The following is a 16,969-nucleotide window of genomic DNA, read 5'->3' as shown; positions in this document are numbered from 1 at the left end:
GGGGAAGCGGATCAGGCGGCGGTGTCGATGGTGGCCTTCATCGACAGGCCCACGCGCAGCGGATGGGCCTTGAGGTCGGCCGGCGCGATGGCGACGCGCACCGGCAGGCGCTGGACGACCTTGATCCAGTTGCCGGTGGCGTTCTGGGCGGGGATCAGGGCGAAGGCCGAACCGGTGCCGCCCGACAGTCCGACGACGGTGCCGCGATACTTGACCGAGCCGCCGTAGAGATCGGCCTCCAGCTCGACCGGCTGGCCGATCCGGACCTTGCGCAGCTGGGCCTCCTTGAAGTTGGCGTCGACATAGGCCTGCTGCACGGGAACGACCTGCATCAGGACCGCGCCGGCGGCGACCCTCTGGCCGACCTGGACGTTGCGGCGCGTCACCACGCCGTCGATCGGGGCGCGGATGACGGTCCGGGCCAGATCCACCGCGGCCTGGTCGAGCCGGGCGCGCGCGGCGGCGACTTCGGGGTTGGTGTCGACGCTGGTCCCGTCGGTCAGGGTGGTGTTGGCGGCCAGCGAGCCGACGGCGGCGGCGCGGTTGGCGGCGGCCTGGACCTGGGCCGCCTTGGCGGAGTCATAGGCGGCCTGGGCGTTGGCCAGGGCGTTCTGGGCGCGGGTCAGCTCGTCGCCGGACACCGCGCCGGTGACGGCCAGGGCCTTGCGGCGATCGAGGTCGACTCGGGCGCGGTCGAGGTCGGAGCGGGCCGAGGTCACGGTCGCGGCGGCGCGGGCCTGGTCGGCGTCGCGGGCGGCGATCTGGGCCGACAGGCTCTGGTCGGTGGCCAGGTAGCCGCGGACCTTGCGCCGGGCGGTGGCCAGGTCGGCCTGGGCCGAGGCCAGGGCGATGCGGGCGTCGGTGTCGTCGAGCACGACCAGCACCTGGCCCTGCCTGACGACCTGGGTGTCGTTGACCGCGACGCTGCGCACGGGGCCGCCGATCAGCGGCGTGACCTGGGCGACATAGGCGCCGACATAGGCGTTGTCGGTCTCGACGTGGTGCGAGCCGACCAGGACGTAATAGCCGCCGAAAGCCGCCGCGCCGAGCAGGACCACGGCGCCGAGGCCGGCGAACAGGGCCTTGCGCTTGCCGTTGGTCTTGGCCTCGGGCGCAGGCGCGGTCAGGGCTTCGGCCTCGGGCGTGTCTTGAGAGTCGAACATGGGAGGGGCTCCGGGAGGGGAATGAGGATCAGACGGCGTGGAAGCCGCCGCCGAGCGCGCGCACCAGCGCCACGTCGAGAGTGAAGGCGCGGGCTTCGAGGTCGGCGACCGTCCGCTGGTTGGTGATCATCGCGTCCTCGGCGGTCAGCACGTCGAGATAGGTCGACAGGCCGCCGCGATAGCGCTGCAGGGCGATGTCGTGGGCGTTGCGGGAGGCCTCGAAGGCGTTGCGGCTTTCCGACAGGCGGGCGTCCAGGGCGCGGGCGCTGACGGCGGCGTCGGCCACATCCTGCAGCGCCTGGATCAGGGTCCCGTTGTAGCTGGCCACGGCGGCGTCGTAGTCGGCCGCCGCGCCGCGATAGTTGGCGCGCAGGGCGCCGCCCTGGAAGATCGGCAGGCTCACGGCCGGGCCGATCGATCCGATGCGCGAGCCGGCCTTGGTCAGCAGGTCCAGGCCCAGCGACTGCTGGCCCAGATAGGCCGACAGGTCGATGTCCGGATAGAACTGGGCCTTGGCCTGGCGGATGCGTTGGGCGCCGGCCTCGGCGCGCAGGCGGGCGGCGATGACGTCCGGGCGGCGGCCGATCAGGTCGGCCTGGAGGTTGGCGGGAAGACCGAAGGCCTTCAGGGTCCCGACCTTCGGACGCTCGATCGCCAGGCCCCGGTCGGGTCCGGCGCCGAGCAGCGCCGCCAGGCGGTTGCGGGTCAGGCCCAGGGCCTCGTCGGCCGCCGCCAGGCTGGCGCGGGCCGCGGCCAGATTGGCCTTGGCCTGCTCGGAGGCGCCCTGGTTCTCCAGGCCGTTTTCGCGCCGGTCGGCGGTCAGCTGGGCGGTCTGCTCGCGGGTGCGGACGGCGTCCTGGGCGGCGTCACGGTCGGAGAACTGCTGGGCGAGGTCGGCATAGGCGGCCGCCACGCTGGTCGACAGGGTCAGGCGGGCCTGCGCCGCCTCGGCCTTCGAGGCCTGCGCCTCCGAGGTCGCCGCCGCCAGGGCCGCGCGGTTCTTGCCGAAGAAGTCGAGTTCGTAGGCGAAGTCGAGGCTGACGCGGCCGCTGTCGTTATAGCCCTGCGGCACGAAGGCGGGCGGGACGCCGTTGTTGTAGCTCTGCTTGACCGAGGCGTAGGAGCCGTTGGCCGTGACGCTGGGCAGGGTGGCGGCCCGGGCCTGGCCGGCCAGCGCCTGGGCCTTGGCGACGCGCGCCTCGGCGGCGGCCAGGTCGGGCGAGCCGCTCAGGGCTTCGTCGATCAGGGCGTCCAGCTGCGGGTCGCCATAGGCGGTCCACCAGCGGTCTGAAGGCCAGTCGGCGGCCGGCGCGGCCAGGCTGGCCGTGGCGGCGTAGGTCTCCGGCGCCTTGATCGCCTGGGCTGGCGGAAGTTTCGGGACGGCGGCGCAGGCGCAAAGGCAGCTGGCCGACAGGAGGCACGCCGTCAGGGCGCGTCGGGAGGCGAGGGGAAACATGTGAGGGGTCTTTCTCAAACCGTACCGTGCGGTCCATTTATATTTCCGCGTGACGACGTCAAGCGGAAAGTGTACGGGTTGGTCCAGAAAAGATCGAAAGCCGAGAGACGCCGTATGCGGGTCAAGACCGAGGAAAAACGACTGGCCATCCTGGAGGCCGCCAAGGGCGTATTCCTGGAGCGCGGCTACGTGGCCGCCAGCATGTCCGAGGTCGCGGCGCGGGTCGGGGGCTCCAAGCAGACGCTCTACAGCTACTTCGCCTCCAAGGAGGAGCTGTTCGTCGCGGTGATGCTGGAGAAGGGCGCGCGGATGATCGATCCGCTGTTCGACCGCTTCCACGACCATCGCGACCTTCCCACCGGCCTGGGCGAGTTCGCGATCCAGTTCCTGCGCTTCATCGCCGATCCGGAGATCGCCGCCTTCCGCCGGATCATCTATGCCGAGGGCGCCAAGTCCAATCTGGGCAAGCTGTTCTTCGAGAACGGTCCCAAGCGGGGCTGGACGCGCATGGCGGCGGATTTCAGCCGCGCCATGGACGAGGGGCGCATGCGCCGGGCCGATCCGTGGCGGGCGGTGGGGCACTTTTTCGCCCTGTGCGAGGCCGGGCCGGTGCAAAGGCTGATGGAGGGGGCGGTGGCGTCGGTCGCCGAGGCGGACCTGGTCGAGGCGGCCGGCGCGGCGGTCGAGGTCTTCATTCGCGCCTATGGATTGACCGGCGAGACGGCGTCGGACGCCTGAGTCCGGCGCGCCGGCGTCGTGATGCGACAATGTCGGCGTTTCCACCTCGGCGGTCTTGCTATAGGGCGATCACGGATATTTCGCCGGTTCTCTCCCGGCGCGGATTGAATTTCAAGCTTCGCGGCGCCAAGTCGACGCGGCGAGGCGAAGAAGGCGTGAGGGCGGCGTGGGATCGACCACTGAAGACGAGGTTGGTCTGGTCCGGCAGGCCTTCAAGCTGACGGCGGACCTGGCGACGCCCCGCCGGGCGATCTACTGGCTCGACCTGGCCCTGACCACGCTCGTCGCCTGGGGCGGCCTGGGGCTGGCGGCCGGCGCGCACGATCCCGTCGTTGTGGCCGGCGCAGGGCTGGTCAGCCTGCTGGCCGTCTATCGCGCCCTGAGCTTCATCCATGAGATCAGCCACCTGCGGCCCAGGGACGTGCCCGGCTTCCGCCTGGGCTGGAACCTTCTGGTCGGCGTGCCGCTGATGACGCCGTCGATGATGTACGAAGGGGTGCACAATCTGCACCACGCCAAGGACCGCTTCGGCACCGCCCGCGACCCCGAATACCTGCCGCTGGGCCGCTTTTCGCCGGCCGGCCTGGCCGGCTTCGCCCTGCTGTCGCTGCTCGCCCCGCTGGGAGTGATCCTGCGCTCGGGCATCCTGATCCCGCTGTCCTTCGCCGTTCCCGCCGTCCGCCGGCTGGTCAAGACCAAGCTGTCGGCCCTGGTGATCAATCCCGACTTCGTGCGCGAGGACAACGACAACAGCCGCCCCGACTGGCTGGCCCAGGAGATCGGCTGCTGGCTATGGTGCTGGGGCGTGGCCGCGGCGACGGCGGCCGGCTGGGTCCCGCTGCGGCTGGTGGCGACCTGGTTCGTGGTGTTCTCGTTGGCGACCTTCGTCAACCAGCTGCGGACCCTGGTCGCCCACTACTGGCATAACGACGGCGAGCGGATGAGCTTCGAGGAACAGTTCCTGGACTCGGTCAATGTGCCGCCGCCGGCCCTGCTGCCGTTCCTGTGGGCCCCAGTCGGCCTGCGCTACCACGCCCTGCACCACCTGCTGCCGCGCCTGCCGTACCACAACCTGGGCAAGGCCCATGCGCGGCTGTCGGCCCAGCTGGCGGCGACCTCGCCCTATCACCGGGTCGAGGAGAGGGGACTGGTCGCGGCCCTTGGCAAGCTGTTCGGCCGCGTGCGGCTCAACCGCCTGCCGCGGTCAGGCGCCGAGGTCCGCCAGGATCCGCTCGCATAGGCGGTGGGTCTGCAGCGCGTCCAGCGCCGACAGCCGCCGGCCGTCGCGCACCGCGTCCAGGAACGCCGCGCACAGGTCCTCGAAGCCGCGCTGGCGGGCCACCGAGGCCCAGTCGCCGCGGCGGGTCAGGCGGTCCTCGGCGGCCTGGTCGATGACCTGGGCCATGTCGACGATCCGCCGCTTGGCGCCGCGGCCCGAAACCTCCAGCGTCTCCTCATTGGCCCCGCTGACGCGGTTCATGATCCCCAGGGCGTCGCGGCCGCCGCCCGACAGCGACAGCACCACATGCTCCAGCAAGCCGCCGACGAGGCGGCCCTGGACCCGGGCCTGGTCGGCGTCTGGGGCCAGGAACCGCAGGGTGTCGACCACATGGATAAAGTCGTCGAACACCACCCGGCGCGGGTCGTCGGCCTGGTCGGCGCGGTTCTTCTGCATCACCGCCAGCGGCAGGTTCAGGGCGGCGGCGTCGCGATAGACCGGGGCGTGGCGGCGGTTGAAGCCGGCCATCAGCGAGACGCCGCGGGCCTCGGCCAGGTCGACCAGGGCCTCGTAGTCGGCGGCGTTGTCGGCAATCGGCTTGTCGACCAGGGTCGGCACCCCGGCCTCCAGCAGCCGCCGCACCAGGGCCGGGTGGGCGGCGGTGGCGGCGTGGACGAAGGCCGCGTCCAGGCCCTCGGCCAGGGCCGCGTCGAGCTCGGCGTGCAGGCGTTCGACCCGCCAGGCCGCGCCCAGCTCGGCCAGGGTGGCGGCGTCACGAGTGACCAGGACCAGCTCCAGGTCCGGGCGGGGGCCCAGGACGGGCAGGTAGGCTTTGCGGGCGATGTCGCCCAGGCCGATCATGGCGACGCGCAGGGTCATGGCTGTCCGAGATGGGCGAGCAGGTGGTCGGCCAAGTGGTCGGCGAGGGGGCCGGCGTCCCAGGTTTCACGGCGCGGGGCGGTGAACAAGGCTGCATCGCCCAGGAATGGGGCCAGGGCCCCGGCGGTCTGGGCCAGGTCGGGGGCGTCCAGGCTCTCGCTGAGCACCACCGCCGCCACCCGGACCCGGGCGGCGCGCAGGGCGACCAGGGCGGTCAGGACGTGGCTGATCGTGCCCAGATACGACCCGGCGACCAGCAGGGCCGGCGCGCCCAGGGCGGTGATCATGTCGAGATTGGTGGCCGTGTCGGTCAGGGGCGACATCACCCCGCCCGCCCCCTCGACCAGCAGCAGGCCGTCGCGCAGCTCGGCGGTGCGGGCCACCGCGTCGATCACCAGATCGTCGAGGACCAGGGTCTGGCCCTCCAGCCGGGCGGCGATATTGGGGGCCAGGGGCGCGCGGTAGCGGCGGGGGGCGATGCGGAACAGGCCGGCCGGGTCGCCGAGGGCGGCCGCCAGCCGGGCCGGATCGCTGCCGGCCGCGTCGCGCGGATCGAAGCCGCTGACCACCGGCTTGAAGGCGTCCACGGCCGCGCCGCGGGCCTTCAGCGCCCGGATCAGGGCGCAGCTGACATAGGTCTTGCCGATGTCGGTGCCGGTGCCGGTGACGAACAGGGCCGGCATCAGGGCGCCTGGACGTAGGGCCGGACCAGGGCGGCCAGGCGGGCGATCTCGGCGTCGGGATGTTCGGCGCTGAAGGCGATGCGCAGCCGGGCCGCGCCGGCCGGCACGGTCGGCGGACGGATGGCGACGACCAGGAAGCCTTCGGCCTCCAGGGCGCGCGAGGCGTCCAGGGCGGCCTGGGCCTCGCCGATGATCACCGGCACGATCGGGCTGGCGGCCGGCGGCAGGCCGGCGGCGGCGGTGAAGGCCCGGGCCTTGGCCAGGGGCAGGGCGGTCAGGGCCGGATCGGCGGCGATGACGTCCAGGGCCGCCAGGGCGGCGGCGGCCGAGGCCGGCGGCAGGCCGGTGGTGTAGATCACCGTCCGGGCCCGGGTCTTCAGCAGGTCGATCACCGCCTGCGAGCCGCAGACATAGCCGCCGTACGAGCCCAGGGCCTTGGACAGGGTGCCCACCTGCAGCGGGATGTCGACGCCGGGGAACAGGGCGGCCGAGCCTTTACCTTGGGCGAGCACCCCGACGCCGTGGGCGTCGTCCGACAGCAGCCAGGCGTCGTGGGCCTTGCAGGCCTGCGACAGGGCGTCGAGCGGGGCGATGTCGCCGTCCATCGAGAACACCCCGTCGGTGGCGACCAGGGCGTGGCGGGCGCTCGCCCGGTGCTCGGTCAGCAGGGCTTGCAGGTGGTCGACGTCGTTGTGGCGGAAGGTCAGGATCCGGGCGCCCGACAGCTGGGCCCCGGCCCAGATGCAGGCATGGGCCAGTTCGTCGACCAGGACGATGTCCCTGGGGCCGGCGAAGGTGGGGATCACCCCGGCGTTGGCCAGGTAGCCCGACCCGAACAGGCAGGCGGCCTGCGTTCCCTTCAGCTCGGCGAGGCGAGCCTCCAGCTGCGAGAACAGCGGATTGTCGCCGGTGATCAGCCGCGAGGCCCCCGAACCGGCCCCGTGCTCGGCCGCCGCGGCCTGGGCGGCGGCGATCACCGCCGGATGGTGCGACAGACCCAAATAGTCGTTGCAGGAGAAGGACAGCAGCCGCCGGCCGTCGCGCTCGACCCAGGCCCCGGCCAGGCGGCGGGTGGGCTTGAGGCGGCGCAGCAGGCTGGCGGCCTCCAGGGCCGAAAGCTTGTCGCCGGCGAAGGCGTCGAGACTGTTCATCAGGGTTCCGTTTGCGGCGCGACGCCGGAGGGCATAGGCAAGGCGCCCCGCCGGCGCAATGAAGGATCGCCCGATGACCGCTGAAAGCCCCGCCTGGCTGATGCAGGGCGCGCCCCATGTCTGGCGGCCCTATTGCCAGATGAAGACCGCCCGACCGCCGCTGCCGGTCGTGGCCACGCAAGGGGCGCGGCTGGTCCTGGCCGACGGACGCGAGCTGGTCGACGGCCTGGCCTCGTGGTGGACCGCCTGCCACGGCTATAACCATCCGCATATCGCCAACGCGATACGCGACCAACTGGACCGCCTGCCGCACGTGATGTTCGGCGGCCTGGCCCACGAGCCGGCCTATCGGCTGGCCCGGCGGCTGGCCGAGCTGCTGCCCGGCGACCTGAACCACGCCTTCTTCGCCGAGTCCGGCTCGGTGTCGGTCGAGATCGCCATGAAGATGGCGCTGCAGTTCCACATCAACCAGCGCCGGATCGGGCGTACGCGGTTCCTGTCGTTCCGCGGCGGCTATCACGGCGACACCCTGGCGACCATGACGGTCTGCGACCCGGAGGAGGGCATGCACAGCCTGTTCGCTGGCGTCCTGCCCAGCCAGGTGATCGCCGACCTGCCGGTCGACGCGGCCTCCGAAGCCGCCCTCGACGCCCTGCTGGCGGAGCGGGGCGGACAGATCGCCGCCATCATGGTCGAGCCGCTGGTCCAAGGGGCGGGCGGCATGCTGTTCCATGGTCCCGAAGTTCTGAGAACCTTGCGCCGCCTGGCCGACCAGCACGGGGTGCTGCTGATCTTTGACGAGATTTTCACCGGCTTCGGCCGCACCGGCCGGCTCTTCGCCATGCAGGCGGCGGGGGTCGAGCCCGACATCGTCACCCTGTCCAAGGCCCTGACCGGCGGAACCCTGCCGCTGTCGGTCGCCGTGGCCTCGACCCGGGTGTTCGAGGCCTTCTGGTCGGACGAGGCCGGCGCGGCCCTGATGCACGGCCCGACCTATATGGGCAACGCCCTGGCCTGCGCCGCCGCCAACGCCTCGCTGGACCTGTTCGAGGACGGGACCTGGCGGGCCGAGGTGGCGCGGGTCTCGGCGGCCCTGTCGGCGGGGCTGGAGCCCTGCCGGTCAGCGCCGGGGGTGATCGACGTGCGGGTGCTGGGGGCGATCGGGGTGGTGGAGTTCGCCGCGCCGGTGGCGGTCGGCGCCCTGTGCGAGGCCTTCGCCGCCGAAGGGGCCTGGATCCGGCCGATGGGCAAGGTCGTCTACCTGACCCCGGCCTTCACCACCCCCGACGCCGACCTGGCGATCCTCACCGCCGCCATTCGCAAAGTGATCGGCGCCGGCGGGGTTGAAGGATCGGGCGGGGTCTGATCCAAGCGGGACCATGTCTACCCCCAGCCTTCAAGGCGGCCCCCAGAGCGGGCCGCTCTCCGGCCTCGAGCGCCTGGCCATCGCCGCCGTCATCCTGGTCTGGGGCCTGAACAACGCCGCGGCCAAGGTGGCAACGGCGGAGCTACCGCCGATGCTGGTCGGGGCGCTGCGTTTCGGCCTGGCCCTGGCCTTTCTGTTCCCGTTCCTGAAGCCGCCGTTCCCGTCGCGCGGGCGGATGCTGGCCATCTGCCTGCTGTCGGGACCGATCCATTTCGGGATCATCTATGTCGCCTTCGGCATGGCCAGGTCGCTGAGCCCGCTGGTGGTGGCCAGCCAGCTGTGGATCCCATTCACGGCCCTGCTGGCCTGGCGGCTGCTGGGCGAAACCATGAAGCCCCTGGCGGTCGCCGGCCTAGTCACAGCCTTCGCCGGCGTGGCCTGGATGAGCCTGGACCCGCACGGGGCGGCCGACCTGCCGGCCATTGTGCTGGCGGTGATCGCCTCGGCCTGCTGGGCCCTGGCCACGGTGCTGGTGCGCCGCACGCCCGGCGTCAAGCCGCTGAAGGTCCAGGCGATGACCGCGGTCGTCGCCGCCCCGGCGCTGCTGGCGATGTCGTTCGGCTTCGAGCCCGACATCGGTCGGCGGGTCGCCACAGCCTCGCCCCTGGCCTGGGCCTGCGTGGCCTTCGCCGGCGTGGTCTCGACCATCGGGGCCAGCGCCCTGCTGTTCTGGCTGGTCCAGCGCCGCGAGGCGGGCCGGGTGACGCCCTATTTCCTGCTGACGCCGCTGGTCTCCTGCACCATCGGGGTGGTCTTCATGGGCGACGTGCTGTCGCCGCAGCTGGCGATCGGCGCCAGCGCCACCCTGGCCGGCGTGGCGCTGGTGGCGCTGACGGGGAAGAAGGCGGGGCCGGCGGCGGGGGAGGCGATTTAGTTCTTTGCTTGTCCCTCCCCAATTTGGGGAGGGGGGACCAGCGAAGCTGGTGGGTAGGGCTTCACCGCCCCACAAGCGCTCTGCACCGAACCCCACCCGACTCCTTCGGGGCCACCCTCCCCAAAATGGGGAGGGAAGGGATACCCATCTACTTCACCACCCCGCACGCCACCCGCGCCCCGGCGCCGCCGATCGGCTGGGTCTTGTAGTCGTCGGGGCTGGCGTGGACGACGATGGCCGAGCCGTCGGCGTCGAGCAGGGCCGGGCGGCCGCCGGCCCCGTCCAGCGACACCAGCGGCGAGAACAGCTCGACGCTGGCCGCGCCGTCGGCGGCGACGAACAGGTTGGGCAGGTCGCCGTTGTCGTTGCCGTCCGGGTTCAGCAGGCCGTGGACCACGGCGCTGGTGGTGTGGACGTGGGCCCCGGCCGACTTGAAGTCCGGAGCGCCGCAGTCGCCCTTCTCGTGGAAGTGCAGGCCGTGCCAGCCCGGGGTCAGGCCCTTGGCCTCGATGCGCAGCAGCACCCCGTGCGGGGCCTCGGTGAGGACGGCGGTCCCCAGGGCCTTGCCGTCGGCGCCCTTGAGCTCGGCGGTCGCCGAGGAGGTCGCAGCCGAGGCATGGGCGGCCGTGAGCAGGCCGACGGTCAGGACAAGGACAGAAAGGCGCATGGGAAGGACTCCGGCGTTTGGGGAGGCGAAGGTGGCGCAGGCGCTAAGCGAATGCTAACAGTTTCCCACGGTTCCGTGTTCGATTCTGACGGCGAAAAATCCCCTTGAACGACGATCAAAACACTATCCCTGGGTCCCCCTCCGGACCGGGGCCCCGCGGGGACGTCACCCCCATCAATATCGAGGACGAGCTGCGCCGCTCCTATCTCGACTATGCGATGAGCGTGATCGTCAGCCGCGCTCTGCCCGATGCGCGCGACGGTCTCAAGCCGGTGCACCGCCGGGTGCTGTTCTCGATGCACGAACAGGGCCAGACGCCCGAGCGGCCCTACGTCAAGTCGGCCCGCGTGGTCGGCGACGTGATGGGTAAGTACCACCCGCACGGCGACGCCTCGATCTACTTCACCCTGGTGCGGATGACCCAGTCGTTCTCGATGGGCCTGGTGCTGATCGACGGGCAGGGGAACTTCGGCTCGGTCGACGGCGACATGCCCGCGGCCATGCGCTACACCGAGTGCCGCATGGCCCCGCCGGCCATGTCGCTGCTGGCCGACCTCGACAAGGACACGGTCGACTTCCAGGACAATTACGACGGCAAGGAGCAGGAACCGGTCGTCCTGCCGTCGCGGATTCCCAACCTGCTGGTCAACGGGGCCGGCGGCATCGCCGTCGGCATGGCCACCAACATCCCGCCGCATAACCTGGGCGAGATCATCGACGCCTGCCTGCTGATGATCGACCAGCCGGACGTCACCGCCGACCAGCTGCTGGACCTGGTGCCGGGCCCCGACTTCCCGACCGGCGGCGAGATCATCGGCCGGGCCGGCCCGCGCCAGGCGCTGCTGACCGGCCGCGGCTCGGTGATCATGCGCGGCCTGGCCACGGTGGAGGAGATCCGCACCGGCCGCGAGGCCATCATCATCACCGCCATCCCCTACCAGGTGAACAAGGCCAACCTGGTCGAGTACATCGCCGAGATGGTCCGCGACAAACGCATCGAGGGCGTGTCGGACATCCGCGACGAGAGCAACCGCGACGGCATGCGCATCGTCGTCGAGCTGAAGCGCGACGCCTCGGGCGAGGTGATCCTGAACCAGCTCTACCGCTTCACGGCGCTGCAGAGTTCGTTCGGCGTCAACATGCTGGCCCTGAACCGCGGGCGGCCCGAGCAGATGGGCCTCAAGCAACTGATCGAGGTCTTCGTCAAGTTCCGCGAAGAGGTCGTGGTCCGGCGGACCAAGTTCGAGCTCGGCAAGGCCCGCGACCGCGGCCACGTGCTGGTCGGCCTGACCATCGCCGTGGCCAATATCGACGAGTTCATCCACATCATCCGCTCGTCCAAGGACCCGACCGAGGCCCGCGAGCGGCTGGTGGCCAAGTCGTGGCCGGCCGGCGACATGCTGCCGCTGGTCGAGCTGATCGCCGACCCGCGCACCGTGCAGGAAGAGGGCGGCCTGATCCGCCTGACCGACGAGCAGGCCCGCGCCATCCTGGCCCTGACCCTGTCGCGCTTGACGGGCCTGGGCCGCGACGAGATCGGCAACGAGGCCGCCACCCTGTCGGAAGCCATCCGCGGCTATCTGGACCTGCTGTCGGACCGCGCCCACATCATGGCCGTGGTCCGCGCCGAGCTGGTCGAGGTGCGCGACAGGTTCGCCATCCCGCGCCGCTGCGCCATCGTCGACGGCGACGCCGACGTCGAGGACGAGGACCTGATCGTCCGCGAGGACATGGTCATCACCGTCACCCTCGGCGGCTACGTCAAGCGCACGCCGCTGGCCGCCTACCGCACCCAGCACCGGGGCGGCAAGGGCAAGTCGGGCATGGCCACCAAGACCGAGGACGCCGTCACCCGGGTGTTCTCGGCCTCGACCCACGCGCCGCTGCTGTTCTTCACCTCGGGCGGCAAGGTCTACAAGATGAAGGTCTGGCGCCTGCCGCAAGGCGTCGCCAACAGCCGCGGCAAGGCCTTCGTTAACCTGCTGCCGATCGAGCCGGGCGAGACCATCACCTCGATCCTGACCCTGCCCGAGGACGAGGCCACCTGGGACGGCCTGGACGTGATGTTCGCCACCCGCTCGGGGAGCGTACGCCGCAACAAGCTGTCGGACTTCGTCGACGTCCGCCGCAACGGCAAGATCGCCATGAAGCTCGATGAAGGCGACGGCATCGTCGGCGTCGCCGTCTGCGACAGCAGCAAGGACATCCTGCTCAACACCGCCTCGGGCCGCTGCATCCGCTTCTCGACCGACGAGGTGCGGGTGTTCGCTAGCCGCGACTCCACCGGCGTGCGCGGCGTGCGCCTGGCGCCGGGCGACAGCGTCATCTCGATGAGCGTACTGCGCAATGTCGACGCCACCCCGGCCGAACGCGCCGCCTATCTGAAGCACCAGCGGGCCATGGCCCGGGCGATGGGCGAGGAGGGCGACGAGGCGCCGGCGGCTCCGGAGGAGGGCGAGGAGGACGGCGGCGAAGCCAGCCTGACCCCCGAACGGATCGCCGAACTGGGCGCGGCCGAGGAAATCCTGCTGACGGTGTCGTCCGAGGGCTTCGGCAAGCGCACCAGCGCCTATGACTATCGCCGCACCGGCCGCGGCGGCCAGGGCCTCACCGCCCAGGACCTCAGCAAGCGCGGCGGCAAGCTGGTCGGCTCGTTCCCGGTCGAGGACAGCGACCAGATCCTGCTGGTCACCGACGCCGGACAGCTGATCCGGGTGCCGGTCTCGCAAATTCGTGTTGCGGCGCGGAATACTCAGGGCGTAACCATCTTCCGCACGGCCGCCGACGAACATGTCGTCAGCGTCGAGCGTCTCGCCGAAACCGGCGGCGACGACACCACGGGCGACGAAAACGAGGCGGACGAGACCTCGTAAGCGACCCAGAGCAAGGGCCAGCGGGCGCAAGCCCGGGTGAGGGGGATTGCATGCGGATCGGGCTCTATCCGGGGACCTTCGACCCGGTCACCAACGGCCACCTCGACATCATCGGTCGGGCGGTCAAGCTGGTCGACAAGCTGGTGATCGGGGTGGCGGTCAACATCGGCAAGGGCCCGCTGTTCACGCTGGACGAGCGGGTCGAGATCCTGCAGCGCGAGACGGCGCACCTGACCAGGATCGCCCAGATCGAGGTGCGGCCGTTCGACAGCCTGCTGATGCATTTCGCCCGCGAGGTCGAGGCTCAGATGATCGTCCGCGGCCTGCGGGCCGTGGCCGACTTCGAATACGAGTTCCAGATGACGGCGATGAACCAGCAGCTCGACCGCGAGATCGAGACGGTGTTCCTGATGGCCGACCCCCGCCACCAGGCCATCGCCTCGCGCCTGGTCAAGGAGATCGCGGCCCTGGGCGGCGACGTCCACAAGTTCGTGCCGCCGGGCGTGGCCGACCAGCTGCTGGTCAAGTTGCGGAAATAGGCGCGGCTCTGCGCTCACGCGCCGAAGCTGCGATGGGATGGGGAGGGTGCGAAGCGCCCGGGCTCCGCCCGGAGTAGCTTTGATGTTTGTTACCGTTTCGACGAAGTGCAGGCGCTTCGCGTGGAACCGTTATCCGGAAGCCTTCGGGCCGCGGATTTTTAACCCGCTCCGATGGAGGCCCCCGACGGGCGGAAGGCTGGCTGACCTTCCGGACCGCGCGGGCGATTTCAGCCCGCGCCTGTAGCGATCGTCTTTCGGATCCGCGGAGGTGTTCCCGCCGTCCGACCGGGAAATTGAAGGTCCATCCGGATCCTCCACCCTCCCGCGCCGGCCCGAAGGGCTCCGCGCAACCGGCCGACGGACACGCCCCGCTCGACCACCCCCAGGAGCCGCATCGGTCGCCGTACGTGCGCCCTCCCCGTGCTCTTGGGTGCGAGCATTATCGGGCCGACCTGAGAGGGTGAGGATGGAAAAAAGCGAGAAAATCGCAGGGCGTTGAAATTGTTGGGCTCGACCAGCGTCGATCCCCGCAAACCGCGGGGATGGAGCGCCTTTTCCTTCTCCCGCAAGGGGAGAAGGAGAGATGGGGCCCGGCGGGGGACGTCGCACCCATCGCACTGATAAGTTCAAATCACCGCCATTAACTACCATGGCGGGAATTAGCAGTATACTTTTCAACCGCGATGGGTAAATTCGCCGGCGGTTCAGTTTATTGTTCCCGAAGCGCGGCGACCCGTCCCGTACCGGGGGCGTCTTTGCGCTCCGATGAGCTTTCCACAGTCAAGCTTTACAAAAGCGCCCCAAAACGGGCGCGGGCGATTGCACGCCTGACGCCAAGAGGGATTGTGAGGAAACGCGACAATGGCCAGGGATCTCTTCGTAGCCTCTTGGGACAAGGGGCCGGCGACGCCGTGGGTGGCGCGCCACGGACTGTCGTCCGGCGACTACCAGCACGCCTTCGACGACTTCACCGCCCAGGGTTTTCGCCTGCGGTCGATCAGCGGCTACGAGTCCGGCGGACAGGACCGTTATGCGGCGATCTGGGACAAGCGCGACGGCGGGCCCTGGGCGGCGCGGCACGGCCTGTCGTCGGGCGACTACCAGCACGCGTTCGACGATTTCTCGCACAAGGGTTATCGGCTGCGGTTCGTCAACGGCTACGGCGTCGGCGGCCAGGACCGCTACGCCGCCTATTGGGAAAAGATCGACGGCCCGGCCTGGATCGCCCGCCACGGGCTGAGCTCGGCCGACTACCAGAAGGCCTTCGACGAGTTTTTCGGCCAGGGCTACCGCCTGACCTGGATCAGCATCTATGCGGCCGGCGGCCAGGACCGCTACGCCGCCATCTGGGAGAAGTCGCCTGGGCCGCCCTGGGTGGCGCGCCATCACCAGAGCGAACAGGCCTTCCGCGCCACCAGCCACGACCTGGCCGCTCAGGGCTATGACCTGGTCTGCGGCGGCGCCGCGGCGGTCGGCGGCAAGGACATCTATGCCGGCCTCTGGCAGAAGCAGGCCGTGGCCTCGATCGCCCATCACGGCATGACCGGCCCGACCTACCAGCTGAAGTTCGACCAGCTGACCGGCCAGGGCTTCCAGCCGCGGTTTGTGACCGGCTGGGCGGGCGAGGACCCGGTCGACGTGGTGCTGCGCTTCTCGATGCAGAAGCAGACCCAGGCCAACTGGTGCTGGGCCGCCACCGGCGCCAGCGTCGCCAAGTTCTATAATCCGGCCAGCACCTGGACCCAGTGCCTGATCGCCAACGGCCAGCTCAGCCGCACCGACTGCTGCGGGGCGGGCGCTTCGGGGCCGTGCAACGTCTACGGCTCGCTGTCGGACGCCTTCCAGCGCACCGGCCACCTGGCCAGTTCAAGCGGCGGCACGACCAGCTTCGCCAATATCGAGGCCCAGGTGCTGCAGGGCCGGCCGCTGGGCATCCGGGTCGCCTGGAGCGGCGGCGGCGCCCACTTCATCTGCGCCACCGGCACCGAGGACAACAGCCTGGTCTGGGTGTCCGACTGCGGCTCGGGAACGACCTCGCTGGTCGACTACAATACGCTGGTCAACAGCTATAACGGGTCCGGCAGCTGGACCACCTCCTACTTCAGCAAGCCTTGAGCGCGGGAGAGCCCCATGCCCCTCCATTTCCTTCAGCCGCCCCCCGCCTCGACCCAGGCCCTCGACGCGGCCCTGCCGCGGATCGCCAACCGGGCCTCGGTCGCCACCCACGCCTCGCGGATCAGCGCGGCGGTCGACCTGCACCTGCGGCGACGGCCGGGCGCGCCGCCGCCCGCCGCGCCCGAACCGATCGCCGCCCCGGTGCATGTCCTGGGCCTGGACCAGATCGTCGCCCATCACGACATCCGGAAAACGCCGGTCCGGCTGTGGACCCACATGCTGCACGACGAGGATGACGACGCGCCAGTGGCGCTGGCCGACATCGACGCCCACAGCCAGACCTTCTCGGCCGTCACCGAGGGGGCCCACATCGCCGCCCTGGGCAAGCGGATCCGGGCGGTGGAGACCGAAAGCCGGGCCTCGCCGAAGAACTTCGACCTGGCGATGATCCGGGTGCCGGCGCTCAGCCTGTCGGCCCTGTGGCTCAAGGGCCGCGACGGCGAACCGGACGTCGTCATCCCCGAGGAGAGCCCGATGTCGCCGCTGACCGCGGGCAAGCGCTATACGCTCGACGAATTCAACGCCGCCCTGAGGCCGGCCGCCGACCGCATGCTGCGGGAGACCGATCCGGACAAGGGCGGGTAGGGGGAACGGTCCGGCGCCAGACGGGGACGTACGCGCGGCGGTGCGCGTTCTGTCTGGCGCACGACCGAGCTCTAGGAAACGACCTCGTCGACCGGGCAGTCCGGAAGCGCCAGCAGGTCGAAAGGCTCATTGCGGTCGTTGGCGGTCTTCAGGTAGCGGCTGCCGGTGCGGCTGGTCTGGGCCTCGACCTTCACCGGTCCGCCGTCACGGGTCACGTAGAACTGCCAGGCGCCGCTGTCGACCAGCTTGATCGCCGCCTTGATCGACAGCTTCCACGGCTTGGCGACGCCGCCGCCGACATGGGTGATCCGGTCATAGGGGCTGTGCCGTCCGTTCTGGGCGGCGCAAGTGATTTCGGCGCGTTTGGCTTTGACCATGGTGTCTTCTTCAGTTCGCGCGACGTGCGCATCGGCGGCCCGGCTCGGCGAGGCGCCAGGCCGGGAACGCAGGGGAGAGCTGTTCCTCTGGGGGAATGGCGCTGACGTCAGCGCGCCGCCACCCTAGCAGGTTTTGGCGCCGATGTATCGGGGCGGGTCGCCGC

Annotated in this window: 15 protein-coding genes; 8 read left to right on the top strand and 7 right to left on the bottom strand. The window is 70.6% G+C overall.

Annotated features, from left to right (window positions below):
• Positions 1–11 precede the first annotated feature (11 nt).
• A complete protein-coding gene (locus ACIPQB_RS09555; protein WP_446484988.1) occupies positions 12–1,163 on the bottom strand; it encodes an HlyD family efflux transporter periplasmic adaptor subunit in 1,152 nt (383 codons plus the stop codon).
• Positions 1,164–1,191: 28 nt separating this feature from the next.
• Positions 1,192–2,619, bottom strand: a complete 1,428-nt coding sequence (locus tag ACIPQB_RS09550) for an efflux transporter outer membrane subunit (protein WP_446484987.1) — start codon at positions 2,617–2,619, stop codon at positions 1,192–1,194.
• A gap of 114 nt (positions 2,620–2,733) precedes the next feature.
• On the opposite strand from ACIPQB_RS09550, the gene ACIPQB_RS09545 reads away from it, so the two are divergent.
• Positions 2,734–3,357 carry a TetR/AcrR family transcriptional regulator C-terminal domain-containing protein gene (locus ACIPQB_RS09545; RefSeq protein WP_446484986.1) on the top strand — a complete coding sequence of 208 codons (624 nt, stop codon included), beginning with the start codon at positions 2,734–2,736 and terminating at the stop codon, positions 3,355–3,357.
• A 166-nt stretch (positions 3,358–3,523) separates the two neighbouring features.
• Positions 3,524–4,597 (top strand): fatty acid desaturase family protein, encoded by a 1,074-nt coding sequence (locus ACIPQB_RS09540; protein ID WP_446484985.1) that lies wholly within the window; start codon positions 3,524–3,526, stop codon positions 4,595–4,597.
• On the opposite strand, the gene ACIPQB_RS09535 is transcribed toward ACIPQB_RS09540, so the two are convergent.
• Genes ACIPQB_RS09535 through bioF form a run of 3 tightly spaced genes read right to left on the bottom strand, consistent with a single transcriptional unit; the run spans position 4,562 to position 7,289 of the window.
• Positions 4,562–5,455, bottom strand: coding sequence for a Gfo/Idh/MocA family protein (locus ACIPQB_RS09535; protein ID WP_446484984.1), 894 nt, complete (start codon positions 5,453–5,455; stop codon positions 4,562–4,564). The two genes, ACIPQB_RS09540 and ACIPQB_RS09535, sit on opposite strands and share 36 nt — an antisense overlap.
• Positions 5,452–6,138, bottom strand: a complete 687-nt coding sequence (bioD, locus tag ACIPQB_RS09530) for a dethiobiotin synthase (RefSeq protein ID WP_446484983.1) — start codon at positions 6,136–6,138, stop codon at positions 5,452–5,454. The genes ACIPQB_RS09535 and bioD overlap by 4 nt, the downstream gene beginning before the upstream one ends.
• Positions 6,138–7,289 (bottom strand): 8-amino-7-oxononanoate synthase, encoded by a 1,152-nt coding sequence (bioF, locus tag ACIPQB_RS09525; protein ID WP_446484982.1) that lies wholly within the window; start codon positions 7,287–7,289, stop codon positions 6,138–6,140. Before bioF ends, bioD begins: the two co-directional genes overlap by 1 nt.
• Before the next feature lie 73 nt (positions 7,290–7,362).
• On the opposite strand from bioF, the gene ACIPQB_RS09520 reads away from it, so the two are divergent.
• Both ACIPQB_RS09520 and ACIPQB_RS09515 read left to right on the top strand, forming a co-directional pair.
• Positions 7,363–8,655 (top strand): adenosylmethionine--8-amino-7-oxononanoate transaminase, encoded by a 1,293-nt coding sequence (locus ACIPQB_RS09520; RefSeq protein WP_446484981.1) that lies wholly within the window; start codon positions 7,363–7,365, stop codon positions 8,653–8,655.
• Between the two features lie 13 nt (positions 8,656–8,668).
• Positions 8,669–9,589, top strand: a complete 921-nt coding sequence (locus ACIPQB_RS09515) for a DMT family transporter (protein ID WP_446484980.1) — start codon at positions 8,669–8,671, stop codon at positions 9,587–9,589.
• Positions 9,590–9,737: 148 nt separating this feature from the next.
• Here the strand turns inward: ACIPQB_RS09515 and sodC are convergent, their stop codons facing one another.
• Positions 9,738–10,256 (bottom strand): superoxide dismutase[Cu-Zn], encoded by a 519-nt coding sequence (gene sodC, locus ACIPQB_RS09510; protein WP_446484979.1) that lies wholly within the window; start codon positions 10,254–10,256, stop codon positions 9,738–9,740.
• A 104-nt stretch (positions 10,257–10,360) separates the two neighbouring features.
• Between sodC and gyrA the strand changes: the two genes are divergently transcribed.
• The 4 genes from gyrA to ACIPQB_RS09490 all read left to right on the top strand — a co-directional run bounded on the left by gyrA (position 10,361) and on the right by ACIPQB_RS09490 (position 16,428).
• On the top strand, positions 10,361–13,129 hold the full coding sequence (gene gyrA, locus ACIPQB_RS09505; protein ID WP_446484978.1) for a DNA gyrase subunit A: 2,769 nt from the start codon (positions 10,361–10,363) through the stop codon (positions 13,127–13,129).
• 50 nt (positions 13,130–13,179) lie between these two features.
• Entirely contained in the window at positions 13,180–13,668 is a 489-nt protein-coding gene (coaD, locus tag ACIPQB_RS09500; protein ID WP_446484977.1) for a pantetheine-phosphate adenylyltransferase, read from the top strand.
• A gap of 861 nt (positions 13,669–14,529) precedes the next feature.
• Positions 14,530–15,783, top strand: coding sequence for a papain-like cysteine protease family protein (locus ACIPQB_RS09495; protein ID WP_446484976.1), 1,254 nt, complete (start codon positions 14,530–14,532; stop codon positions 15,781–15,783).
• 15 nt (positions 15,784–15,798) lie between these two features.
• The gene (locus ACIPQB_RS09490) at positions 15,799–16,428 is read left to right on the top strand and encodes a hypothetical protein (protein WP_446484975.1); all 630 of its coding nucleotides are present in this window, start codon (positions 15,799–15,801) and stop codon (positions 16,426–16,428) included.
• Positions 16,429–16,499: 71 nt separating this feature from the next.
• Here ACIPQB_RS09490 and ACIPQB_RS09485 read toward each other — a convergent pair whose 3' ends face one another.
• On the bottom strand, positions 16,500–16,805 hold the full coding sequence (locus ACIPQB_RS09485) for a DUF3892 domain-containing protein (RefSeq protein ID WP_446484974.1): 306 nt from the start codon (positions 16,803–16,805) through the stop codon (positions 16,500–16,502).
• Positions 16,806–16,969 lie beyond the last annotated feature (164 nt).

The organism is Caulobacter sp. LARHSG274 (assembly GCF_052871235.1).
This window is presented reverse-complemented; position numbering and strand designations above follow the sequence as displayed.

Bases quoted from the DNA above. Each gene is read 5' to 3' on its own strand.
- ACIPQB_RS09555 (WP_446484988.1), bottom strand. From the start codon at position 1,163: ATGTTCGACTCTCAAGACACGCCCGAGGCCGAAGCCCTGACCGCGCCT.
- ACIPQB_RS09550 (WP_446484987.1), bottom strand. From the start codon at position 2,619: ATGTTTCCCCTCGCCTCCCGACGCGCCCTGACGGCGTGCCTCCTGTCG.
- ACIPQB_RS09545 (WP_446484986.1), top strand. From the start codon at position 2,734: ATGCGGGTCAAGACCGAGGAAAAACGACTGGCCATCCTGGAGGCCGCC.
- ACIPQB_RS09535 (WP_446484984.1), bottom strand. From the start codon at position 5,455: ATGACCCTGCGCGTCGCCATGATCGGCCTGGGCGACATCGCCCGCAAA.
- bioD (WP_446484983.1), bottom strand. From the start codon at position 6,138: ATGCCGGCCCTGTTCGTCACCGGCACCGGCACCGACATCGGCAAGACC.
- bioF (WP_446484982.1), bottom strand. From the start codon at position 7,289: ATGAACAGTCTCGACGCCTTCGCCGGCGACAAGCTTTCGGCCCTGGAG.
- ACIPQB_RS09520 (WP_446484981.1), top strand. From the start codon at position 7,363: ATGACCGCTGAAAGCCCCGCCTGGCTGATGCAGGGCGCGCCCCATGTC.
- ACIPQB_RS09515 (WP_446484980.1), top strand. From the start codon at position 8,669: ATGTCTACCCCCAGCCTTCAAGGCGGCCCCCAGAGCGGGCCGCTCTCC.
- sodC (WP_446484979.1), bottom strand. From the start codon at position 10,256: ATGCGCCTTTCTGTCCTTGTCCTGACCGTCGGCCTGCTCACGGCCGCC.
- coaD (WP_446484977.1), top strand. From the start codon at position 13,180: ATGCGGATCGGGCTCTATCCGGGGACCTTCGACCCGGTCACCAACGGC.
- ACIPQB_RS09495 (WP_446484976.1), top strand. From the start codon at position 14,530: ATGGCCAGGGATCTCTTCGTAGCCTCTTGGGACAAGGGGCCGGCGACG.
- ACIPQB_RS09490 (WP_446484975.1), top strand. From the start codon at position 15,799: ATGCCCCTCCATTTCCTTCAGCCGCCCCCCGCCTCGACCCAGGCCCTC.
- ACIPQB_RS09485 (WP_446484974.1), bottom strand. From the start codon at position 16,805: ATGGTCAAAGCCAAACGCGCCGAAATCACTTGCGCCGCCCAGAACGGA.